Source organism: Palleronia rufa (assembly GCF_000743715.1).
Lineage (GTDB): Bacteria > Pseudomonadota > Alphaproteobacteria > Rhodobacterales > Rhodobacteraceae > Palleronia > Palleronia rufa.
The window spans coordinates 14,510-37,849 of the sequence record NZ_JQEY01000024.1 but is presented as its reverse complement, the minus strand read 5'-3'; the positions used below and the strand labels follow the sequence as shown (position 1 = coordinate 37,849).

Annotated in this window: 12 protein-coding genes and 4 pseudogenes; 4 read left to right on the top strand and 12 right to left on the bottom strand. The window is 68.0% G+C overall.

Translation table 11 applies throughout. The features are described from left to right. Nucleotides 1–389 (bottom strand): annotated as a pseudogene (locus tag KW83_RS18105) (transposase); the annotation flags it as partial. A gap of 60 nt (nucleotides 390–449) precedes the next feature. Further along, a pseudogene (locus KW83_RS21635) lies at nucleotides 450–1,124 on the bottom strand (IS3 family transposase); the annotation flags it as partial. A gap of 526 nt (nucleotides 1,125–1,650) precedes the next feature. Here KW83_RS21635 and KW83_RS21630 point away from each other — a divergent pair. Beyond that, a pseudogene (locus KW83_RS21630) lies at nucleotides 1,651–1,820 on the top strand (IS3 family transposase); the annotation flags it as partial. Nucleotides 1,821–4,085: 2,265 nt separating this feature from the next. Here the strand turns inward: KW83_RS21630 and KW83_RS18085 are convergent. After that, nucleotides 4,086–7,565 carry a peptidoglycan-binding protein gene (locus KW83_RS18085; RefSeq protein ID WP_036181870.1) on the bottom strand — a complete coding sequence of 1,160 codons (3,480 nt, stop codon included), beginning with the start codon at nucleotides 7,563–7,565 and terminating at the stop codon, nucleotides 4,086–4,088. Nucleotides 7,566–7,853: 288 nt separating this feature from the next. Between KW83_RS18085 and KW83_RS20230 the strand changes: the two are divergent. Continuing rightward, nucleotides 7,854–8,489: pseudogene (locus KW83_RS20230) on the top strand (IS5/IS1182 family transposase); the annotation flags it as partial. Between the two features lie 336 nt (nucleotides 8,490–8,825). Here the strand turns inward: KW83_RS20230 and KW83_RS18070 are convergent. Beyond that, a complete protein-coding gene (locus KW83_RS18070) occupies nucleotides 8,826–9,698 on the bottom strand; it encodes an NAD(P)-dependent oxidoreductase (protein ID WP_036181867.1) in 873 nt (290 codons plus the stop codon). A gap of 82 nt (nucleotides 9,699–9,780) precedes the next feature. On the opposite strand from KW83_RS18070, the gene KW83_RS18065 reads away from it, so the two are divergent. Beyond that, nucleotides 9,781–12,255: a penicillin acylase family protein gene (locus KW83_RS18065; protein WP_036181865.1), complete on the top strand. Its 2,475-nt coding sequence runs from the start codon at nucleotides 9,781–9,783 to the stop codon at nucleotides 12,253–12,255. A 28-nt stretch (nucleotides 12,256–12,283) separates the two neighbouring features. On the opposite strand, the gene KW83_RS18060 is transcribed toward KW83_RS18065, so the two are convergent. Both KW83_RS18060 and KW83_RS18055 read right to left on the bottom strand, forming a co-directional pair. After that, entirely contained in the window at nucleotides 12,284–13,627 is a 1,344-nt protein-coding gene (locus tag KW83_RS18060; RefSeq protein ID WP_036181863.1) for a cytochrome P450, read from the bottom strand. Further along, nucleotides 13,624–14,859 carry a hypothetical protein gene (locus tag KW83_RS18055; protein ID WP_036181861.1) on the bottom strand — a complete coding sequence of 412 codons (1,236 nt, stop codon included), beginning with the start codon at nucleotides 14,857–14,859 and terminating at the stop codon, nucleotides 13,624–13,626. The genes KW83_RS18060 and KW83_RS18055 overlap by 4 nt, the downstream gene beginning before the upstream one ends. Before the next feature lie 314 nt (nucleotides 14,860–15,173). On the opposite strand from KW83_RS18055, the gene KW83_RS18050 reads away from it, so the two are divergent. Further along, the gene (locus KW83_RS18050; protein WP_036181860.1) at nucleotides 15,174–15,404 is read left to right on the top strand and encodes a sulfurtransferase TusA family protein; all 231 of its coding nucleotides are present in this window, start codon (nucleotides 15,174–15,176) and stop codon (nucleotides 15,402–15,404) included. A 108-nt stretch (nucleotides 15,405–15,512) separates the two neighbouring features. Here KW83_RS18050 and KW83_RS18045 read toward each other — a convergent pair whose 3' ends face one another. The 6 genes from KW83_RS18045 to purS form a co-directional block, all read right to left on the bottom strand. Next, nucleotides 15,513–18,269: an Rne/Rng family ribonuclease gene (locus KW83_RS18045; RefSeq protein ID WP_036181858.1), complete on the bottom strand. Its 2,757-nt coding sequence runs from the start codon at nucleotides 18,267–18,269 to the stop codon at nucleotides 15,513–15,515. 469 nt (nucleotides 18,270–18,738) lie between these two features. Beyond that, nucleotides 18,739–20,070 (bottom strand): sigma-54-dependent transcriptional regulator, encoded by a 1,332-nt coding sequence (locus KW83_RS18040; protein WP_036181856.1) that lies wholly within the window; start codon nucleotides 20,068–20,070, stop codon nucleotides 18,739–18,741. Nucleotides 20,071–20,078: 8 nt separating this feature from the next. Further along, nucleotides 20,079–21,833 (bottom strand): sensor histidine kinase, encoded by a 1,755-nt coding sequence (locus tag KW83_RS18035; RefSeq protein ID WP_051928645.1) that lies wholly within the window; start codon nucleotides 21,831–21,833, stop codon nucleotides 20,079–20,081. Nucleotides 21,834–21,870: 37 nt separating this feature from the next. Further along, nucleotides 21,871–22,539, bottom strand: coding sequence for a phosphoribosylformylglycinamidine synthase subunit PurQ (purQ, locus tag KW83_RS18030; RefSeq protein ID WP_036181854.1), 669 nt, complete (start codon nucleotides 22,537–22,539; stop codon nucleotides 21,871–21,873). Further along, nucleotides 22,536–23,078, bottom strand: coding sequence for a 5' nucleotidase, NT5C type (locus KW83_RS18025; RefSeq protein WP_036181852.1), 543 nt, complete (start codon nucleotides 23,076–23,078; stop codon nucleotides 22,536–22,538). Before KW83_RS18025 ends, purQ begins: the two co-directional genes overlap by 4 nt. Continuing rightward, nucleotides 23,078–23,308, bottom strand: coding sequence for a phosphoribosylformylglycinamidine synthase subunit PurS (purS, locus tag KW83_RS18020; RefSeq protein WP_036181850.1), 231 nt, complete (start codon nucleotides 23,306–23,308; stop codon nucleotides 23,078–23,080). The genes KW83_RS18025 and purS overlap by 1 nt, the downstream gene beginning before the upstream one ends. Nucleotides 23,309–23,340: the final 32 nt, after the last annotated feature.

Genomic DNA, 23,340 nt, shown 5'->3' with positions numbered 1-23,340 from the left:
GCGACTGGCAGGGCGGCTACGGAAGGCCCGCAAGCCACGTGTGCTGACGCCAACGACACTGCATAAACGGTTGGCTGGGAAATGGTTCCTGTGTTCCTCGACAAACCTAAATCTCATTGCTTTAGGCCCGCGAAGAACTGGGTGGCCTTTTTTAGGATTTCCCTCTCCTCCCTGAGAAGCCGGATCTCACGTCGAAGCCGCTCATTCTCTTTGGCGAGGTCCAAATCCTCTTGTGAAACCACGTTCGTGTCTCGATGCGCTGTGATCCATTTGTTCAGCGTCGACATTCCAACGCCCAGATCATCAGCCACCTGCTTGCGCGTCAGCCCGCTGGTCAGCGCAATACGCACCGCATCCTGGCGGAATTCGTCCGTCCGTTTCAATCCCATAGTTCGTCTCCTTTGTTGCAGTAAATGCTATCAAAGGAGCGGCATCAAACCGCGACAGGTCCATTTCTGGTTCGGCCGGTCGGCTTGGAAGTCGCGGTCGAGGATGTTGCCGGCGATGACCGAGCGTTCGCCATCATCCTTCGGATTCCCGCGCCGCTTTGGTCGCGCTCTCATAGCGTTCTGCCGCATGAGGCGCTCGATCCGGTGCAGCCCGCAGGCCAACCCTTCCTCGAGCACGTCGCGCCAGACCCGACGTGCGCCATAGGTGCGGTCGCTGGCCTTGAAGCTCTTGTCGATCTCCAAGACGAGCTTCGCATCGTAGATCGCCCGGGCGCTGATCGGTCGCTTGAGCCAGGCGTGGAAGCCAGACCGAGAGACGCCCAGCACCGCGCACATCCAGCTGACGGGCCAGATATGCCGGTGCTTCGCAACGAACGCGAACGTCATGTCGCTTCCCGCGCGAAGAAGGCCGCGGCCTTTTTTAGGATGTCACGCTCCGCCCCTGAGCTTGGCGACCTCTTTCTTCAGGGCCGCGATCTCGGCCAGCTCGGCGCGCTGCTGGCCATTGCCGGGGAAGGCAGTGGCAGACGCCACCGTCGCTTCACGCATCCACCGCCGCAGAACACTCTCCGCCAGGTCCAGATCTCGGCACGCCTGGGCCACCGTCACGCCCCGCTCGGTCACCAGCTTCACCGCCTCGATTTTGAATTCGCGGCTGAACTTCCGTCTCGTCATATCCAATCTCCAGTTCCATGGTCACGATCTTATCTTCGTGTCCACGGAACCGGCAGCAGGCCACTGCGACGGTTTTCCTGTCGAAAGAGATGGGCGACCGGAACGCGCCCCGCTGTCGATCCTCTGACGTGCCGATCCAAATCGCGTTCGACACGCCCACGCTAACCGACCCGTCCTGCGTGACCTTGCCCGTTTGCCGGGTCACGCGACGCGGAAAACCGTAGCCGTCGATGCCCGGGCGGGCCGAACCACATTTCGCACCATCGGCATGGGCGCGGTTCTTCGGCTCGGAATGAGCGTCCCAAGGGTCGCCAGAGCTGCCGCGCGGCGGCGTTGCTGGTCATGATCCGCGACCGCCTGCAGTACACCCGGGCTTGCAATGCGCGGCCGTGTCGCTCGCCTGCCGCCGGTCGGTCTGGCCGCGGCATCGACCGCAAGGTACCGAAGGTTGATCGCCGCGCCTTTCGCCTTGGGTGCCGTGGCTTGGCGCTACGATCCATCCCCGTTCGGCGCCCCGTCAAGCCGGTGTTCGGACGGGTTCGAGCTCGCCCGCTGGAACCGCAATGTCGTCCGCGGCGCCTTCTTCATGGATGCGCTCGACCGCGAGATCGTCTTTCGGCGGGCCGTGGTGAATGCCGGCAGCGGCGGGACATCCGCGACGTGATTCCGGAGGCGGTCCAGCGACGGTTCGCGGCCTGCAAGATGTTCAGTCCCAATATCTGGTGGATTGGATCGGGGTGGATCGATCCGGCACTGGTGTCCGGATGTTGCGGATGTATCCGAAGGGCGTGAGGCCGTTCGGGGTGGTGCGTCGTCGGGCGCAGTCTTCGGGCGCCGGGACGTCCGTGCGGTTAGGGCGCAGCCGATCGGGGCTGTCGGAGCGGAGGCGCTCGACCGTGGCCTCCGCGATTGTGCGGTTCATTTGCCCGACCTGGCCGTTTGTCCATGGATTTCGGCCTGATCGGCCGGTGCTCGGTGCCGTCGGCCTCGCGGATCATGTCAAAGCGAACGGATGGTGTTCCGGTGTCGGGGCCGCGCTGCGACCGGACTGCCGTTGTCGGTGAGGGATCCGACAGGGCACAGCCTCGACCATGTGCCGACGAAACGCCCGGGCGGTCTTTCTGTCCGCCGTTGCAACGCGTGGGGCGACCGCGAACTTGGCCAAGGCTTGCCCTCGGTTGTCTGCGCCTTGGCGATCCCGATGTGAAAGACCCCGATGGGATACCGCTCGAACGTCTGGCGCCTTCGATGTCCGGCAGGCGCGGGACGCCATAGCGCTGAAGGCAGCAGCGCCGAGCGCGTGAGATGCGGGATCGACGACGGCAGGGCATGACGGCGGTCGCCCAGTGCAGGCGCGTGCGGCGCCGGACCGCGACCCGTCGCCGGTCCCGGGCAGCACGGAGGACCGCGGGTCCGCCGGGCCGGTTTATGTCCTCAACCGTCGCGCGCTTGCGCCGGTTCGAAACCGTCTTGGGATCAAGGCCCGACCCAGCTGCGCGAGCGAGGCTTGCGACCGCTGTATCGCTGCTCTGCCGGCCGGCGTGGTCGTGGCGCTCCCGCGACGTGTCCCCATAGGGCGTCCTTCCATTCCAGCAAAAGGATCGCACCGTCGAACCGTGGGATCAAACAGCTAGACCTCGATCTCGAACGCATCCACCGGATCAGGGTCCGGCGACAGGGCCGCTCTCACCGTCTTGAGTCTTTCGAAATCCATCAGGACGAGGTTGAATCCCGCATGCCCCCACTGCGCGGGCTTCTCCTCCGCATAGGCGATGATCTCTCCGCATTCCGCGTAGCTGGCCATCAGCTGGTCTGAGATCACCGGCAGACCGATCATCCAGGGGCTCGCCCTGTCGCCCGTCAGCCGCGCGCCGCTCCCGTCGGTCGGCTGCATCCGGCCCGAGGGCGGCGTTCCGTAGGGCAGCGTGAAGCAGTGCTGCCCAGCCGCGGAGCATCCCACCCAGCGCCTTGCGGTCCGGAGCTCCGTATTTCTCCTCAAGCGCGGCGACGATCCGGTCGTAGGGTAAGGTGCCGCCCTGCACGACCATGCGCCGCATGATCGCCACCACCTCGCCATCGGGCGCGTAGGAGGCGATCGTCAGCGCCTCGCGTCCGCCCCGCCGGATATAGATCTTCTGGTAGCCCAGGGCCGATTGGCTGGGATCCGACGATCGGTCCGGCATCGTGGTCACGAACACCGCCTCTATCCCGTCCAGCGCGTCGGCGACCTCGGACGCCTCGGCGATGCTCTGGCCCGGGCGCAGGCCAAGCAGATCGCGCTTGGCCGCAGCCCCGCCCAGGTCGATCGCGTCGGGCCAAGCCGCATCTGCGGGCGGCACCGTCTTTGGCGGGCGATCCACGGCGGAGATCGGCGAGCGCCCTTCCCGGGCCTCCGCGGTTTGCAGCATTGCCACATCCACGTCATCCTCCGCCTGCGGCGCGGGCTCCAGCGGCATGCCGAGGACCCCGTCTTCGCGTTCCACGCGCGTCTCCACCGACTTCCCGCGAAGGATCATGTCGGGCATCTCCGCGCGTCCCTCGACCAGCGACAGATCGTCCAGCTCGAAATCGACGACGCTCGCGACCGCGTTGGTTCGCGTCAGCGCGTCGTGGACGGCGTCCTGCAGTACGATCACGCCGAACCAGTACGCGCAGGCGTCGCGCGTCGCTTGCGGACGGCCCTGAAGGATCGCGTATCGTCGCGCGACCTTCAGCGGCCCGGTCCCGTCCCGCATCCGCTGTCCCAGCTCGGAGATGTCGCCGCGCATCTGCCCCAGCGCCTCCATGACCGGCAGATTGCCGTATTGGCCCTGCGGCTCGGCGATGCTGCGGCAGGGCGCGCGGTCCCGATACGCGATCCTGGCCCTCAGGCGGGGTCCCATGCGGGCCGCCTTGGCCTCCATGTAGGATCGGAACGACGCGCGATGCAGCGCCAGCCAGGTCGCGTCGGGACGTGGTGCGTCAGGCTGGAAGAAGGCCGCTCCGGGCTCCGAGGCACCATCGGACCTGCGCTGCCAGGCCGCGACGGCCATCTCGTCCAGTTCCGCGCCGTCGGGCCGGTGGCCCGACCGGATCGCCAGCAGGTCGAACACATGCGCGTCCAGCTCCAGCCGGGCCTCCTCCAGGCCTTCGAAAGCGGTCGCGTCGAATCGCTGCGCCATCCTGGCTCTCGCCGCTTCGTTGTCCTCCGCGAAGGAGATCCGCGCCAGGATCTCGGTCGGAACGCCGGTCCGGGCCTCGTCCCGGAAGAAGATGACCTCTCTGGGACGAACCAGCAGGTCGTATTGTCCGCGCCCGTTCCCGGCGGCAGTCGCGACCTCCGGATCCACGAGCGCAAGCATCGAGATCTGCCGCTGGCCGCTCTCGACGATTCGGCGCGCCAGATCCTCTTCGACTGCGATGGGGGCGAAGGGGGACGCGCCGACCATGGCGATCGACACGGTGACCCTGCCGCTGTCTCCACCGGTAGTCGGGCACTTCGAAGGCGAAGGTCCCCGCCTCCAGGTCGTAGCGCCCAAGCTCGACCGCCCCTTCCAGCCAGAGCGGTCCTTCCGAACTCTCGCGCAGCGCGGCCACCGTCGCTGCGACGGCGGCAGGCTCATCGAATTCATTGGCCTGGATGACCGGGGCCTGGGCACGGGCCAGCGTCTCGAAGGTGGCGTCCGACCCGCCCGTCAGCCTGCCGACGGCGCCAAGGATTGCCAGCCCGTCGGATCTTTCGATCGACGCCAGCGCTGCTGCGTCCGGCGCGGTCTGCGGTTCGGTGGCCGCGACGTCCGGGCTTTCCTGCGGCACCGGCACCAGCACCGTCTCCGGATCGAGCTCCATGAGCTGCCAGGCAAGATCGGCACCGGCAAAAAGACCGATCCTTGTCAGCCGCCCTTGCCCCGGACGCATCCCACGCAGACCCTCCAGCGTGCCGAACCGCGACTCGACATCGCTTCGGTCCACGCTCCAGTCGAACTCCGACCACCATGCCAGGGTGATCTGCCCGCTCTCCAGCGCCTGGCGCAGGACCCGCGCCTGGTCGGGCGGCATCTCCAGCACGTCCGGCAGGCCCGAGAATCGCTCGGCCGAGACCATGCCCGGACCGGGCAGCTGCACGACGCGGAAGGCCGCCCCGGCGCCGGTCTGGCCGCCGTACTGCCCGTAGTTCAGCGCGAAGGAACCGTTCTCGAAGTCGTACTCACCGACACGGACCGGCGCGCGGTGCAGAACCGGCAAAGGCCAGATCGGGGTGCGGGCCAGGATCTGGTCATAATACCGGGCAAAGAAGGTCTGCCGGGCATCCTGTCGCGCGAACTCGTCCGGGAAAGCCTGCAACGCCGGCGACATCGCCATCGCGTCCCCGGAGAAGAGCTGCTGGATCACCTGGTCCGCTCTCTGGTTGCCGTAGTACTGGGCGTAATACGAATCTCCGAAGAAGGCGCGCCTTTCGGCATCAGACAGCAGCACGGCCGCGATCCCTGCGAAACGGTCGCCCTCGCGCGCGATGTCGGGATTGTCGCCGACATGGGCCAGGGCCGTGAACTCCGTCCACGCCGCCGCAGCGCCGCCCGGCCGATCGAGCGCCACCGCCATGCGCCCGTCCTCGATCGGCAGCCCCAGATCCCGGGCGACCTCCAGCGCGGAGCGCGCACCGGCGGTCGCGGCCCGGCCGCCCGTGTCCCAGACATGGAGGGCCGGCGCGTCCGGTGACGCGGGGTCGAAGCTCTGCGTGGTCCACCGGACCAGACGCAGATCCGCCCGTTCCATAACGAACGTCGTCAGTGCGGTGCGGTTGCGCCGCTGGGTGGCGAAGCTCTCGACGCTCTCGTCCACCCCGATCCGGGTGATGTGGCCCCAAACGACCTGCATCAGGGTCTGCCCGTCGCTGCGTGCGGCCTCGACCCTGTCGATGAACGCCTTCGCCTCCTCACGGTCCATCGGCACGGTATCGGCCGCCGGCAGCGCGACCCGGACGGAGACGCCGCCCATCCCGTAGGCGCGCGGCATGATCGAGACGGTCGCCTCACCTGCGCCGACAAGCTCCAGCCCCCTGCCCTCCTCGAACGCGCCGGGGGTCACCGGCAGATAGAGCGCCACCGGGACCGGCGCTTCCGGGGACACCTCCCGGACCTCTTTTGCCTCCGCCAGGATTCTGGTCCGAAGGGCGCTGCGCACATCGTCCTGCTCCAAGGCGTTCATCGCCCGGAAGGCCTGCTCGGCTTGGCGCGATGCCGTTGCGCCCCCGGCCGCCCGGTCGGCGCGGCGAAACTGGTCGATCGCGGCCGCATCGTCGTCGAGACGGGTCGGATCGCGCCGGACCTCCAGCAGCGCCAGACGCCGCATGAAGCCGTCCGGGCCCTCCATCATGCCCCGCGGGGCGACATGGACCCTGTCCCCCGCCGCGATCGCGGGCACGCCGCCGGCCGGGTCCGCGGTTCCGGCCCCCGCCCCCGTCGCGGCGAGCGCGGGGACGGTTCCGCCCAGCTCCGCGATCCGGGAGCGCATCGCCGTCCCAAGGCAGTCCCCATCGGCCTGACAGGCATCGCGCTCGGCGAGCCAGGCGGACTGGCGCGCCCGCTCTTCGGGAACGCCGCTCTTGTCCGACTGCCGCCAAGCCTCGGCCAGGGACCGATCCAGCGCGGCCAGCCGGTCGGAGCCGCAAATGGCGAACTCGGCGGGCAGGGACGCCCGGCCACAGTCAAAGCTTGGCCCCGTCGGTGCCGGTGCGATGACGGAGGACCCCTGCGCCGCCGCCAGCGACGTCGCTCCGTGGATCCGGCGAAACAGAGCCGCCGTTTCCGCGGGCGCAATCGGTCCACCCGCCGCCGTCAGCCCGGTGTCGCGTCGAAACGCATCCAGCGCCCGTTGCGTCCGCGGCCCCCAGTCCCCGTCCGCCGGACCCGGATCGTAGCCCAGTTCGGCAAGGTATACCTGGCTTTCGCGCACCTGCGCCGTACGGGCCTTTCGCGGATTGCCGGAGGCCTGCGCCGCCTCCGCGGCAAGGGCGGTCCTCTGCACACGGTTCAGATTTCCGGTGCGCGGCAGCCCGCGGCTGCCCTGCCATGCCCGGATCGCCGCGACCGTCCTGCGCCCCGGTTTGCCGTCGACAGGGCCAGCATCGAACCCGAGCAGGTTGAGGTCCCGCTGCGTCGCCATGGCGGCGCGCATGGCGGGCGAAACGGTGGGCTCTGCCCGATCCTGCCGTTGCCCTGCCGACCGGGCGGACCCACCCGAAACGCCTCTGCCCGATTGCGCTGCCGGCGCCGCCCGGTTCGGCTGTTGGGCGGTCGGCTGCCGTGACAGCCCGCCGGTGATGGCCTGCACGCCCAGCCCGATGAGCGCGCGCTTCAGCTCGTCCGACTGTGCCGCGGCGGGAAATGCGGGCGCAAAAACCCCCGCGATCGACAAGGAGACAATGCCGCAAGCGGTGGCAAGACCACGCATGGAAATCATCGGACTCCCCTCCAATTCAATTGCGCAAATTTGTTTCAAGCAATTCTAAGCGTATCGGCTTACGTGAGGGAATGGCTTTGTCGCGCAAAGGTCCGGGTGGGGGAGTCATCTCGTGACTCCAGCGTGGTAGCTGGTCTGCAGGATTGAGCCCGTCCCGCCGCGCCACAGGACCGGGAACCGGCCGGCCTGCAGCCAGGCGCCGAAGCGGCGTGGCTTCATGGCGATCCGCGCGGCCCGCAGGGGCAAAAGGATCGTGGCCGCAGTGCGGCCGCGCAAGCCCGACGCACGGCCCGCAAGCATAGGGGCGCGACACGCCGTCCGTGGCGCCAGATCCACACGAACGGACGCTGGAGATCCGGGCCATCGAGATCACCGGCAGCAACGTCGGCGATGCGCCCATCCGAGTTGCTCGGCCAGATCCCCAGCCGATGTGGAGATCGGCCCGGTCACGGCGGACGGCGCCTGTGACACGCGCGGCTGCCACGACGCCACCGCCGACCGAGGCGCCGATGCGCTCGGGCATCCCTTCGGACCGATGGCAGTCATGCCCTCACCGCCGCCGCGCAGGAACGCCAAGCCGTGAACGCCATCGACCGCGGGTGCTATCGCCCGGAACGGGGCCCCTCGCGCATCGAAACATCTCGGTCGCGCGATCCGGCGAAGATGGAGCGGAGACCAACGCCGAAGCCGCGCCGTGCCGAGATGAAGATGCATTGCGCCAAACTGCCGGGGCAGAGGCGCGTGGCACGCGACGTCCATCGCCAGGGTGCCGAACCCCAGGCCCGCGCCGCCGTGCTGAACGGCTGCACCGCGCCCGGAACACCTGCCACGGAGCGTGGGATAGTGCGTCCGGGCGAAGGGGGCTCCCGAGCTTCACCCGCTTTGCGCAATAAGGTCCCCAGTGACCCGCGATACTCAAGCTGATGACGCCCGGCGCAGGATGGAACGGCCGGACAAGCACGGCCCGCCAAGCAGCACGCAACGCGGTTGATCGCAAAAACACACCGAACCAGCGGGAAATCGGCTCGAACCGGTCCTTCGATGTGTTCCGGCTCCGTGAATGATGGCGTTCACAGAACCCGTGCTTCCGGTCACTGGCCGCGAGCCGGTTTCGAACGCCTGACGGCTTCGGGCCGGACCTGCCCCGCCTGGCGAACACGCACGGCCAAAGCAAGCGAAGCGGACAGGCCCGAACCGTCTGCCGGCCCGTCCCGATCCACGGCATCGGGCGGGGGGGGGGGCGGCGCCGCGAACGGCCGCTTAGCCCAGACGACGCAGCCGCGCGATCAGCGCAGAGGTATCCCACCGGCCGCCGCCCATCGCCTGAACGTCCTTGTAGAACTGATCGACAAGGGCCGTCACCGGCAGCGACGCGCCGATCTCGTCGCCGGTCCGCAGACAGATCCCCAGATCCTTTCGCATCCAGTCCACCGCGAAGCCATGATCGAACGCGCCATCCAGCATCGTCTCATGGCGGTTGGCCATCTGCCAGGATCCCGCCGCGCCCTGGCTGATCACCTCGACCACCGCATGGCCGTCCAGACCCGCCTTCTCCGCGAAATTCAGCGCCTCTGACAGGCCCTGGACCAGCCCGGCGATGGCGATCTGGTTGCACATCTTGGCGGTCTGTCCCGCGCCGGTATCCCCGATCCGGCGGCAGATCCGGGCATAGGCGTCCATCACCGGCTCAGCGGTGTCATAGGCCGCCTGCGCGCCCCCGCACATGATCGACAGCGCTCCGGTCTCTGCGCCGGCCTGCCCGCCGGAGATCGGCGCGTCGACGTAGGCCCCGCCGACCGCCTCCGCTTCGGCCGCCAGCTCTCGCGTCACCATCGCCGACACGGTGGTGTGGTCCACGAAGACGGCGCCCTCCGCCAGCCCGGCGAACGCGCCGTCCGACCCCAGGCAGACCGCGCGCAAGTCGTCGTCATCGCCGACGCAGCAGAACACGATCGCGGCATCCCGCGCGGCTTCGGCCGGCGTGTCGGCCGCGGCGCCCCCATGCTCGGCCACCCAGTCCGCGGCCTTCTGCCTGGTGCGGTTGTAGACCGTCACCCCATGCCCCGCCGCCTGCAGATGCCCGGCCATCGGATACCCCATCACACCCAATCCCAAGAACGCGACCTTCGCCATGACTTCACCTCCACGTGCCGATTGACTAAGCACGGTCTAACCGCGTTCCACCGCCGGTCAACCGGCGCGACCCGAGAGAGACATGGCCACCATATTCCGCTGGCTCACCCGCCTGTTCCTCGGTCTTGCCGCCCTTGCCGCCGTGACCCTTGCAATCGCCTACTGGTTCATGACGCGCTCGCTGCCGGACTACTCCGAAACGGTGTCCGTCGCGGGCATCACCGCGCCGCTGGAGATCGTGCGCGACAATGCCAACGTGCCCCATATCTTCGGCGCGTCGGACGAGGACGTGTTCTTCGGTCTCGGCTACGCCCAGGCCCAGGACCGTCTGTGGCAGATGACGCTGATGCGGCGGACCGCGCAGGGCCGCCTGTCCGAGATCTTCGGGGCAAGGACCGCGCGCACGGATGAGTTGATGCGCCGGCTCGACATCTACAATCTCTCGGTCCGGTCCGTGTCGGCCCAGGACGACGGCACCCGCGCCGCGCTGGAGGCCTATTCCGCCGGCGTCAACGCCTGGCTGGATGAGGTCAACCGCGGCGCCCGCGGCCGCGGCGCGCCGGAGTTCTGGCTGTTCAGCCCCGCCATCGCCCCCTGGCAGCCGGCCGATTCCATCGCCATCGTCAAGCTCATGGCGCTGCAACTCTCGGCCCATGTGGGCGAGGAGGTCCTTCGCGCCAGGGTGTCCCTGTCGCTCGACAACGACGCGCGGCTCAAGGACATCCTGCCGGACGCGCCGGGCGACGGGATCGCCGCCCTGCCCCGCTACGCCGATCTCATGCCCGGAACACGGAGCTTGCGCCATGCGCGCGCGGTACCGGATGCCGCGCCCGATCCGCTGTCGCCGGTGCGGGCCCGCGGTCTTGCGGGCGCCTCCAATGCCTGGGCTGCCGCGCCGTCGCGATCGGCCTCCGGCGGCACGCTTCTGGCCAACGACCCGCACCTGCCGCTGACGGCCCCCTCGATCTGGTACCTGGCGCGGCTGGAACTGGCGTCGGGCGGCGTCATCGGCGGGACGATCCCGGGCATCCCGGCGGTCCTGACCGGCCGGTCGGATCGTCTGGGCTGGGGGCTGACCTCTTCCTACGCCGACGATCAGGACGTCTATATCGAAAAGCTCAACCCGGAGAACCGGCAGGAGGTCCTGACCCCCGACGGCTACAAGAGGATGCGCAGCCGCACCTCCATCGTGAAGGTCAAGGACGCGGAGGATCTGACGCTGACGCTGCGCTGGACCGACAACGGCCCGGTGCTGCCCGGACGGCACTGGAACCTGGGGACCGTCACCCCGCCCGGACATGTCGCCAGCCTGGCCTGGACCGCCCTTTCGGACAAGGATACCTCTATCAGCGCGGCCATGGCGCTGATGGGCGCCGGGTCCGTGGGGGAGGTGATCGAGGTGTCGGAGCGCTACGTCGCGCCCTCCCAGAACCTGACGCTGGCAGACGGGCAGACCGTCGCGATGAAGACCATCGGCGCCCTGCCCCGGCGCCGCGACGGCCACCAGTCCAAGGGGCGGATGCCCAGCCCCGGCTGGATCGAGGAAAACCGCTGGGACGGCCGCCTGCCGTATGCGCTGAACCCGGAATTCGTGTCGCCAGAGGGCGGCATCGTCGGGAACACCAACAACAAGATCATCGACCGGCCCTTCCCGCTCCACATGTCCTATCTCTGGGGTGACACCCAGCGCGTCCAGCGCTGGCGGCGGCTGATGCAGGGGCGAGAGGTCCACACCCGCGAAAGCTTCATGGAAGCGCAGCTCGATACCGTCAGCTACACCGCGCGGTCGCTTCTGCCGCTGGTCGGCGCGGATCTGTGGTTCACCGGAGAGGCGGCGCCGGAGGGCACGCCCGATCGCCTTCGCCAGCGGGCACTGGAGCTTCTGGCGGGCTGGAACGGAGAGATGAACGAGCATCTGCCCGAACCGCTGATCTATGCGGCCTGGATGCGCGCGTTGCAGGCCCGCCTGATAGAGGATGAGCTGGGCCCCCTGGCCGAGGAATTCGTTCGCCTGGAGCCGCTGTTCGTCGAGAGGGTCTTCCGCAATATCGACGGCGCCGCGGCATGGTGCGACGTGCGTCAGTCGGCGCGAGAGGAGAGCTGCGCCGACATGGCCCGCTACGCGCTCGACGATGCGCTGGTCTGGATCTCCGAAGAATACGGCACGGCACTGGAGTCCCTGCGCTGGGGCGACGCGCATGAGGCCGTTCAAAAGCACACCGCACTGGGGGATGTCCCGGGTCTCGGCTGGTTCGTCAACATCCGTCAGTCCACGAGCGGCGGCGACAACACGCTCATGCGCGGCCTTACCAAAGGGACCGATCCGGACCCGTTCACCAACGTCCATGGGGCGGGATATCGGGGCGTCTACGATTTCGCCGACCCCGACTCGTCGGTGTTCATCATCTCGACCGGTCAGTCGGGCCACCCGCTCAGCCGTTACTACGACGACCTGGGAGAGCTCTGGCGCCGGGGGGAATACATTCCCATGTCGCTCGATCCGGAGCTGGCAAGAGCAGGTGCCGTGGGCGTGACCAGGCTGACCCCGGCGCGCTAGACGGAAGGTTCCGGAAAAGGGACCGATGTCAGCGCGGCAGCAGCGTCAGATGGATGCCGTGTTTCGCCCGCACCGTGAGATGGGCGACAGGTTCCGGGATCCGCCCGGCCACCGGCGCCACGGCAAAGCGGTCGAGGAACGCCGCCAGCAGGATGACCCCCTCGGCCATGGCGAAGCCCGCGCCGGTGCAGACGCGCGGACCGGCGGAGAACGGGATATAGGCCCGGCGCGCGGACCGGCGGCCCGCCTCGGTCTGCCAGCGGGCCGGGTCGAACGCGTCCGGGTCCTCCCATATCCGGGTCTGGCGATGCAGGTGCCACGGGCTGAGCACCACCGTGTCGCCCGGATCGGACACCCGGTCGCGCAACGGCTCTGCCCGGGTCGCCTGCCGGACCATCATCGGAACGGGGGGATAGAGCCTCAGCGCCTCGCGGAACACGTCGCGCGTGATCTTGAGGCCGGAGAGGCCGGTAAAGGTCGGCGCGGCCATGAAATCGCGGGCTTCCGCGGCCGCGCGATCCTGCCATTCGGGATGTGTGGCCAGAAGGTACAGCGTCCAGCCGAAGGCCGAGGCAGAGGTCTCGTGCCCGGCCAGAAAGAAGATCGCCACCTGGTCGACCATCTCCGCGGCGTCGAACGTATCGCCGGTTTCGGGGTCCGTTGCGGTCAGGATCTTGGTGGCCAGATCCTCAGGTGCGTCGCCGCTGGCGATCCGTGCCAGCCGCTCGGTCACGAGATCGTCTATCAGCGCGCGGATACGCCGGGCCGCACGGCGGGCCCCGGCGCGGTGCAGGCGCGGCATCCAGCGCGGCAGCGGCACGAAAGCGGCCAGGTTGAGGATCGGTTGACTGCGCTGGAAACTGCGGAACTCATCGAACACCGCGCGGGCGACGCGATCGTTAATCGGCAGAGAGAAGAGCGCGCGGAAGATCACGTCCGCCGCGGCATGGCTGGCTTCCGGCTCGATGTCGATTGTACCGGGCGACATGCGGTCGGCCATGGCGCGGGCCGCGGCCAGCATCGCGGGAAAGGTGTCGCGCAGGCGTCCGCCGTCGAAGGCGGGGTCGATCAGGCGGCGCTGGCGCTGCCACTCCGCGCCGTTGGTCAGGAACACCGACCGGCCCAGAAGCGGGCGCAGCCCTTCCGACACACGGTCGGACTTGGGAAAATCCATCGGCCGGTCGCGCAGCACCAGCCGGACCAGATCCGGGTCGTTGACCATGAAGGAGCGCAGGAACGGCGTGCGGAATTCCGCCATCCAGGCGCGATAGAGCCGCTCGGGCTGGGCCGAAAGGATGTCGGCGCGAAACAGCCTCAGATAACGCCAGAACGACACGCGGTCCGGTCGTGACGGCGGTTTGGGCGGACTCATGCGGCCATGGAGGTATAGCGCGAAGCCGACCGGTCGATCCGGCTTTTCGACGCGCGACGCCCCGCGAAACGCTCCCGCAGGCTCAGCGGGCCGGCCGTGACGCGGAAATAGTCATAGGCGGCCGGATCGCAGGCCAGGTTGTCGAAAGCGCAGAGGTACTGGAAATGAAGCCGGAAGAAGCGCCAGCGCAAGGCCGCCCAGGTCTCGGCGCGGAGCGTCCGGGAGAAGGCCGCCGACAGGACCAGCGGACCGGTCCGCGCCGGTGGCGCCACGCCCGTGACCGCCACCGGGTCGCAGAGCGCGAAGGCGCAGCCGTCCCCGGGTGCCGTCACGTCCAGCCAGAACAGCCGATCCGTGCCGCCCAGAAGGTTCAGATCGGCGCGCAGGCGATGCGCACCGGGCAGGAAGGACATCATCGGGATGACCTGACCCAGGGACAGGAAGGACAGCGCCGGGCCGGTCTGCGGTACGCGCCCCTCGCGGATCAGATCCGCCAGAACCGAAACGGCCAGATGCGCGCCAGAGGAGTGGCCGACGACCAGCACCTCATCCACCTCTTCGGTCAAGGCCCGTGCGATGGCATCGCCGAAGGCGGCCATCCGGGTCTCCAGCGCCGGCGGGTTGGCGCCGTTCCAACGGGCCGCAAAAGCGTAGTCGTGCATGAGGTAGTAGGCGAACAGGCGGCGGTCATGCCGCCGGAAAGTCCTGAGCCCCTGCGCGAACACACCTGCCGACACCGCCAACATGGCCGGGACGGCAGCCCATCCCGGCGCCCCGGCCCGACCGAGCACCCAGGCGGCCAGCGCCCCGAGCACCCACGCCGCGCCAAGACAGAGCAGGAGCTGTCCCAGCAGCATGCCCACGGGATAGAGCGCCGCGATCACCGGCCCCTTGCGCAGCCACAAGAGCCGCGCCAGCGCCCCGCTGGCGATATAGGTCCACGCCGTGCGGACAAGCTGCGCGTAGGTGGCAACGACCCCCGCCCCCATGCTGTCCTTCACGATATCCGACCAGACGAGGACCTCGACCGTGGCCGACACGTCGTGCCCCTCGACGCGGGCCTCCACCGACCAGCCGTAGCGGGCGCCGGCGCGCGGCGTCAGCGCGATGGCATAGTCCGACAGCGCCGCCTGCGTCGCTCCTTGCTTGCGGTAGAGCTCTCTGTAGCGACGGGGATGGATCGGGTCGTAGCCGGGAATGTAGAATACCCGGCGCCTCCTCACTGTCGCCATGTCGCCTCCGCTGCGCCGTCGGGCCGAGACTAGAGGACAATAGTGGCCAATATAAGCCCGGACCGGGGCATCCGCAGCGTGGAAAGCCCGTTGACGAGCGATGGCGGGGACAGGCGCCGGACGGACCGCGGAGCGCTGCCACGGGAAGGGTACCCGCCAGCCGCCGCGACAGTGAAGGGATCGCAGACCGTTTGTCGAGCGTATCTGGACGGCTGGACGCAAGTGCGGGTCGGCGCCGCCGTTCAGGAGAACCGGCCGCACGACACTGCGGGACGGCGTGGACAAGCGGAAACAAGGGTGCGATGTGACGGCCCATGGAATTCGACGCCGATCTCGACGCGGTGGGGCTGCTCTGCCCCCTGCCGGTGCTCAAGGCCCGCAAGCGGCTCAAGACGCTTGCCGCGGGCGACGTGCTGCGCGTGCGCGCGGACGACCCCGCCGCCGTGGTGGATGTGCCGCATTTCTGCACCGAGGCAGGGCACGATCTGCTGGGCGCAGAGACGATCGGGGCCGTCTCCCACTACTTTATCCGCAAGACCGGCTGAGGGGGATATCCGCCCGGACCCGCGGCCGTCCGTGCCACGGTCCGGTCACGGCCCGAAACGAAAAGGGGCCGCCCCTGAGAGGCGACCCCGATTGTCCGGCGTGTCAGGTCACTTTCTGAGCGACCACCAGCCGCGTTTCTTCGGCTTGTCCTCCGTCACCGCCACGTCGCCCTCCGCGGGTTCTTCATCGGCATTCGCGGCGGCATGGGGCGCGTCGGGCACCGGCGGCGCGACCCCCGCATCCTCCGTCACCCGCTCAGAGACCTCTTCTGGCACGGGAGATCCGAACCGGGTCGATTTCGTCTCCAGAGGCGGCATATCGGGCGATTCGAATGCGGGCTCTGGCGGGGTTTCCGGCGCGCCGGCGGTTTCTGCGGCCCTCGCCGGGGCCGGGTCGGACCCGCCCTCAGCCTCACCGACCGGCTCGGATACCGCGGCCTGCGAAGCGGGAGCAGCCGCCATGGCATCGACGGGCGCATCGACAGACGCATCGGCGGCCGGGGACTTCTTGCGCGAGCGTGAACGGGAGCGCGACCGCGGCTTGGAGGGCGCGTCGCCGTCCTGCGCGATGTCGCCGTCCTGCCCGGTGTCGCCTTGCGTCGTCGCGTCGCCGTCTGTCACGGAGTCGGCGTCCTGCGCCGCCTCGGCCGGTTGGGGACGGACATCGGCATCGCCATCGCCCTCTCGCGGCCGATCGGCGGCGGCGTTCCCCTCCTGCTCGTCCGTCGTGCCGTCTCCATTCTCGGTCTTCTTCCGGCGCCGCCGGCGGCGGCGCTTCTTCTTCGGCTTGTCCTCCGAAGTGTCGTCCCGGGGCGCCTCTGCACCCCCCTCACTCGCTGCGGCGGCGGGCGCATCCGCCTCATCGACCTCAAGCTCATCCTGCTCTTCGACGATATCGTTCTCGTCTTCCTCCATCATCGCCATGGAGGACGTGATCGCCGCCGTCTGCCGGACCGTGCGGATGGTCTGGTGCTTCAGCTTCTCCATGCGGTAGTCGGGGCTGACGAGGGCAGGATCGGCCTCCAGCCGGACCGCCAGGCCGAAACGCGATTCGATCATCGCAACGTGATCGCGCTTCTGGTTCATCAGATAGTTGCAGATGGCCACCGGCAAGGTCACGCAGACCTCCTTGGACTTCTTGCGCGTGCCCTCTTCTTCCAGTTGCCGCAGCACCGCCAGCGCCACGTTGTCGTCCGAGCGCAGCAGCCCGGTCCCGTGACAGTGCTTGCAAGGCTGGGTCGTCGCCTCGATCATGCCGGGGCGGAGGCGCTGCCGGGACATCTCCAGAAGGCCGAAGCCGCTGATCTTGCCCACCTGGATGCGCGCGCGGTCCGTCTTGAGCTTGTCCTTGAAGTGTTTCTCGACGTTGGCGTTGTGCTTTCGGTCCTCCATGTCGATGAAGTCGATCACGATCAGACCGGCCAGGTCGCGCAGGCGCAACTGGCGGGCCACCTCCTCGGCGGCCTCCATGTTGGTCTTGTAGGCGGTCTCCTCGATCGAGCCTTCCTTGGTCGCCTTGCCGGAGTTCACGTCGATGGCGACGAGCGCCTCGGTCACGCCGATGACGATGTAGCCGCCCGACGGCAACCGCACCGTGGGGTCGTACATCGCGCCCAGATACGTCTCGACCTGGTGGCGGGCGAACAGAGGCAACTGGTCGTGGTAGTGCTTCACGTTCTTGGCGTGGGACGGCATGATCATCTTCATGAAGTCCTTTGCGGTGCGGTAGCCGCCTTCGCCTTCCACCCAGACCTCGTCGATCTCGCGGTTGTAGAGATCGCGGATCGACCGCTTGATGAGGTTGCCCTCCTCGTAGATCGCGGCCGGGGCGACGGATTTCAGCGTCAGTTCGCGGATCTGTTCCCACATGCGCTGCAGGTATTCGTAGTCGCGCTTGATCTCGGTCTTGGTCCGCTTGGCCCCCGCGGTCCGGATGATGAGCCCGGCGCCTTTCGGCACGTCGATGGAGCCGGCGATCTCCTTGAGTTTCTTGCGGTCCGCGGCGTTGGTGATCTTGCGAGAGATCCCGCCGCCGCGCGCGGTGTTGGGCATCAGCACGCAGTAGCGCCCCGGCAGGCTGAGATAGGTGGTCAGCGCCGCGCCCTTGTTGCCGCGCTCTTCCTTGACGACCTGGACCAGCAGGATCTGGCGGACCTTGATGACCTCCTGGATCTTGTATTTCTTCGCGCGGGGCTTGCGCGGGCGGCGAACCTCGTCCGTCACGTCGTCATCGGCCACCGACTCGATCGAGCTGTCGCGCTCCGCCGCATCGTCGGCGGCGACGTAGCCGCGCGGCTCATCGTCATCCTTCTCCGGATCGCGGGGATCGTCGCCGGGGGCGGTGGCGCCTTCGTCATCGGCCACATCGACCACGTTCATGCCGGGCGCGTCCGCGGCGATGGCTGCGGCCTGCGCCTCTGCGGCGTCGTCGCCCGACAGATCGGCGGTGGCGACGGCATCCTCATCCGTTTCCGTGCGTGCCGCGCGCGTGCGCGAGCGGGACCGCGATCGGCCGGACGATCCGCGCTTGTCGCCGTCGCGCCGTTCGGGATCGTTGCGGGCGGCTTCGGCCTCTGCCTCGGCCTCTTCCTCATCGAGGAGCGCCTGACGGTCGGCTACGGGGATCTGGTAGTAGTCGGGATGAACCTCCGAAAAAGCCAGGAACCCGTGCCGGTTGCCGCCGTAGTCGACGAAAGCCGCCTGCAGGGACGGTTCTACACGCGTGACCTTTGCCAGGTAGATATTGCCGGCAAGCTGGCGCTTGTTCTCGGATTCGAAGTCGAATTCCTCGACCTTGTGTCCGTCCACCACCACGACGCGGGTTTCCTCCGCGTGGGTGGCGTCGATGAGCATTTTCTTTGCCATGTGATCAAATTCCGCGCGCCCCCCTGGGATCGTCCGGCATGGGACGGGCCGGGCGCGATAGGGTGGTGCGATGGCGCCGGACGCGGGCACTGCCTGTCCAGCCACGAAGGGCGGAGCAAACCAAGGCAGTGTCGGAACGTCGCGGCGCATCGCTATTTCTACTCCGGCGCGAAGAGGCTCCGCGCCCATGAACGGGGTCCTGACCATGACGAACATGGGCCGGGATGCGATCTGTCTGTCTGGCCCCGGAAGTGCGAGTCGCCAACAGCGAAATCATCTTCAGGTTGCGAAATCCTAGCGCGTTTCCGAACCCGTGTCCTCAAGCATAGGCCGGAATCCGTCCCGAGCACAACGCGTTTCTGCACCCGCACGGCGGGTCAGGCGACGGACCGCCATCCATGCGCCGGATTAGAGTCTCCGCACAAGGCCGCGTGTTGCCTTTGTTTTCCCTATTTCGTCTCTACCGCTCTCACCCCGACAGATAGTCGGACCGGCTCAGGTTGTACTTGGCCATCTTCTCGTTCAGGGTCCGGCGCGGCAGGCAGAGCTCATCCATCACCGCGACGATGGATCCGCGATGACGGCGCATGGTGTTGTCGATCAGCATGCGCTCGAACGCTTCCACGTATTCCTTGAGCGGCTTGCCTTCGGTCGTCATGCCGGGTTCTGCATCCTCCTCGTTGGCCATCAACAGCGAAGAGATCGTCCCGGTGCCCCGCCTGTTCTGCATTGCTGCGCGCTCCGCCACGTTGATCAGCTGGCGTATGTTGCCGGGCCAGGGCGCCTGCAAAAGCTGCGCGGCCTCCTGGGCGGAGAGTTCCGGCGCCTCGCCGCCGTAGTCATCTGCCGCCTGGTCGGCAAAGCGGGTGAAAAGCGTCAGGATGTCCTCACCGCGGGCGCGGAGCGGCGGCAGGGTGATCTTCATCGCCGCCAGCCGGTAGTAGAGATCCGGACGCAAGACGTCCTCACAGGTCTTGCCCTGTTCCGACAGGTTCGAGATCGCGATCACCCGCGTTTCGGCCGGTGCGCCCTGCTCGTTCATCCAGGTCAGCAGACGCGCCTGCAGGCTGGCGGGCAGCGCGTCGATGTCCTCAAGGACCAGGGTGCCGCCGCGGGCCTGTTCGATCAGGGGGATCTCGGCCTCGGAGGGGCCGAAGAGCCGCGCGCCCAGGGTCGCCTCATCCTGCCCGGCGCAGGAGAAGAGCACGAATTTCTGCTTTGCCTTGGCGCCGACGGCGTGCAGCGCGTGGGCGGTCAGGGTTTTGCCGGTCCCCGTCTCGCCATCGATCAGAACGTGGCCGTCGGCCTGGCCCAGATCCAGAATGTCCTCTCGGAGACGCTCCATGACCGGTGAGGCGCCGATCAACTTCTTCATGATACCGGTCCCGTCGCCCAGCTCTCGCCGGAGCGCGCGATTGTCGAGCGTCAGGCGCCGCTGGATCGCCGCCCGCTTGGCCAGGGTGGTCATCTTGTCCGGGTCGAACGGCTTTTCGAGAAAATCGAACGCGCCCATCTGCATCGCCTCCACCGCCATGGGCACGTCGCCGTGGCCGGTGATCATGATGACCGGAAGGGCGGAATCGACGCTCATCAACCGCTTGAGGAACGCCATCCCGTCCATCCCCGGCATCTTGATGTCGGAAATCACGATGCCCGGAAAATCGGTCGCGATGGTCTTCAGCGCGTCCTCTGCGGTGGCATAGGCCTCCGTCTCGTAGCCCGACAGCGCCAGCCACTGGCTGATCGACTGGCGCATGTCCTTTTCGTCGTCGACGATCGCGATCTTCATGGCATGGGCCATTGTTTGGGTCACTCCGCTGCTTCAAGGGATTCCCGCAAGGGAAGCTGCATTTCGAAGACGGCGCCGCCGCTGCGGCCGTTGCGTGCGGTCAGCCGACCGCCAAGGTCGGCGACGATCCCGGACGAGATCGCCAGGCCCAGGCCGGTTCCGTCGCCGGGGGCTTTCGTGGTGTAGAAGGGCTCGAACAGCTGGTCCAGATCGGTGATGCCGGTGCCGTTGTCACGAACGGTCAAGAGTGCGGTATCGCCGGAGGTCAGGTAGAGTTCGATGCAAGGGTCCTCCCGGTCGCGCACGGCGTCGATGGCGTTGCGCAACAGGTTCACGATCACCTGCTCGACGCGGATGCGATCCACCTGCACGACGACCGGCTCACGCGGGACCGCGGTCTCGATCCGGATGTCCTGGCGCTTGAGCTGCGGTTCCATCATCGCCAGCGCGCCGGACAGGCAGTCGCGCAGGTCGAGCGGTTCCATCGCGGTGCCGCCCTTGCGCGCATAGCTCTTGAGCTGGCGGGTGATGGATCCCATCCGCTCGATCAGGTCGTCTATGCGATGGAACGACGCCAGCGCCTCTTCGGGACGGCGGCGCTGCACCAGAAGGCGCGCACCGGCCAGATAGGTCTTCATCGCCGCCAGGGGCTGGTTCAACTCATGGCTGACAGAGGCCGACATCTCTCCCAGCACCGCCAGCTTGGAGGTCTGCGCGACCGTCTGCTCGGCCACTTCCAGATTTGCCTCGGCGCGCTTTCTCTCGGCCACCTCGCGCTGGAGCGCGGTGTTGAGACGCCTGAGCTCGACCGACTCGCGCTGGAAGAAGGTCAGCCGGGTCAGCGCCTTGCGCCCGACCAGAAACGAGGTCAGCGCCAGGACCAGCGCAAACCCCATGATTTCGAGCGCCAGGACGCCGTTCACCCGCTCGCGAACGCTGGCGTAGCTTGTAAAGGATGTCATCCGCCAGCCCTGGAACGCGATCCGCGTCGACTGGCGCATCACGGCCTCTCCGCCCAGGTAGGCGTCCACGGGCACCACCGTCCAGTCCGCCGTGGCGCGGATCGCGCGCTGGATCGCGCCGGTGGCGGAGCGGCGTGCCAGCGCCTCGTCCTCCGAAAGACCCCGCCAGCGGCTCTCTGTCGCCAGGATGATCCGGCCCTCGCTGTCAGTGACCATGACCGCGTCCGAAAAGCCGGCCCAGTTCCGCTCGAACTGGCGCAGATCGACACCGACGACGATCACGCCGACCAGCTTGCCCTCGACTTCCAGCCGGCGGGAATAGTTGAACGCGAACGCGCCGCTATCGGTGCGGGTCGTCGTGAACACCGTTTCGGGAGAACGCTGCGCGGCGACGAAGAACTGTTCCGACCGGCGATTGGCGCCGAGGTTCTCGCGTTCGCTGGCGGCCACGGTGCGCCCGTCCGCGTCGAGCAGCGTCAGCGACGCCGCCCCGATCTCATCGAGGTAGGACAACAGCCGCTGGGTCGTCTGGGTGTAGTCGCTGGAGGTGAGCGCGCCGATCAGCGCCGGATCGCGGCTGAGCAGAAGCGGCACCACGCTGGCGCGCTGCAAAGCAGAGATGAGGTTGCCGGAATAGAGGGCCAGACGCACCTCCGCCCGGTTTCGGGTGGACTCGGTAAAGCGCTGGGTCAGCAGGCTGTTGGTGATCCAGACCGTGACGACGGCCAAGAACACCACCGCGGCCAGGCCGGTCCGCAACGCCCAGCGCCGCCGCGAGTCGCGCTGTACGATGATGTCCGGGGCCCCGCTCATGGCCGGATTCTATCCAAGCCGGCGCTCCGCAACAAGTTCAAGCGGCGGCGAACTCCCCCGCCAACCCGGCGAAGAGCCGCCGACCGTCCGTCCCGCCGAGCGCGGGATCGGCCGCGCGCTCGGGGTGCGGCATCATCCCCAGCACGCGACGGTTGTCGCTGAGAACCCCGGCGATGTCATGGGCCGAGCCGTTGGGGTTATCGCCATAGGCGAAAGCCACGCGCCCTTCGTCGCGGATGCGGGCCAGGACGTCGGGTGCGGCGGTGTAGTTGCCGTCATGGTGGGCGATCGGAATGCGGATCGTCTCGCCCGCCTCGTACTGCGCGGTGAAGGGACTGTCGGCCGGTCCCACCACCAGCGGCACGGTGCGGCAGATATACTTGATCCCGGTGTTGCGCATCAGCGCGCCGGGCAGCAGGCCGGTCTCTGTCAAAACCTGGAAACCATTGCATATTCCCAACACGTAGCCGCCGCGCACCGCGTGGTCCGCCACCGCCCGGCAGACCGGCGCCCGCGCCGCGATGGCGCCCGACCGCAGGTAGTCGCCGTAAGAGAAACCGCCCGGGACGCCGACCACGTCGATGCCGTCGGGCAGCGTGGTCTCCTTGTGCCAGACCATCGCCGTGTCGAAGCCGGCGGCGCGGAACGCGACGGCCAGGTCGCGGTCGCAGTTGGATCCGGGAAAGACGACGACGGCGGCCTTCATGCGGCCAGGTCCCGTTCGATCCGATCCAGGAGAGCCGGCACATCCGCCCAGCTTTCGGCGCGGTGGTCCACGGTCTGGCCCATGTTGTGCAGGGCGGAGAAACAGACGCCGACGCCCGCGAACCGTTCGAAATGTCGCGGAGAGTCGTCGATCAGCACGTCCGCGTTCAGGATGCTCTTGTCGCCGCACAGAACGATGTTCATCGGGTCGATGAACGGAAAGTTGCGCTGCATCCAGGCGATCTTGTGCCCGCAGGAGGCCGGGTATTCCATCGCCGCGGTGGCGATATAGACCTCATGCCGGTCGTGGAGCGCGCGCAAGCCGTCCCGCGCGCCGTCGATCACCGCCAGGCCGGCGAAGAACAGACCGCGGGACATCACGCATTCCACCGCGGCGCTCGTCTCACGCGGGGCGATGTCCTGAAGCTTGCGGCCCCTGAGGTCGTCGTCGTTCCAGTCGAACCCCTCTGTGCGGAACAGCGCCGCCTTGGCGGCGTGGGTGTCGCAAAGCACCTCGTCCATGTCGACGGCGATGCGCATCAGACCCGCTCTATCCGGTAGCTCTCGATCACGGTGTTGGCCAGCAAACGCTCGCACATCTCGGCAATCTCGGGGTCGGTCGTGTCCTCGGCCAGATCCAGTTCGATCACCTTGCCCTGACGCACCCCCTCGACCCGATCAAAGCCCATGGCGCCCAGCGCGTGGCGGATCGCCTCGCCCTGGGGATCCAGAACGCCCGACTTCAACATCACGATCACCCGTGCCTTCATTCCCGTTCCCCCGGATGCGGCCCCCCAAGGGC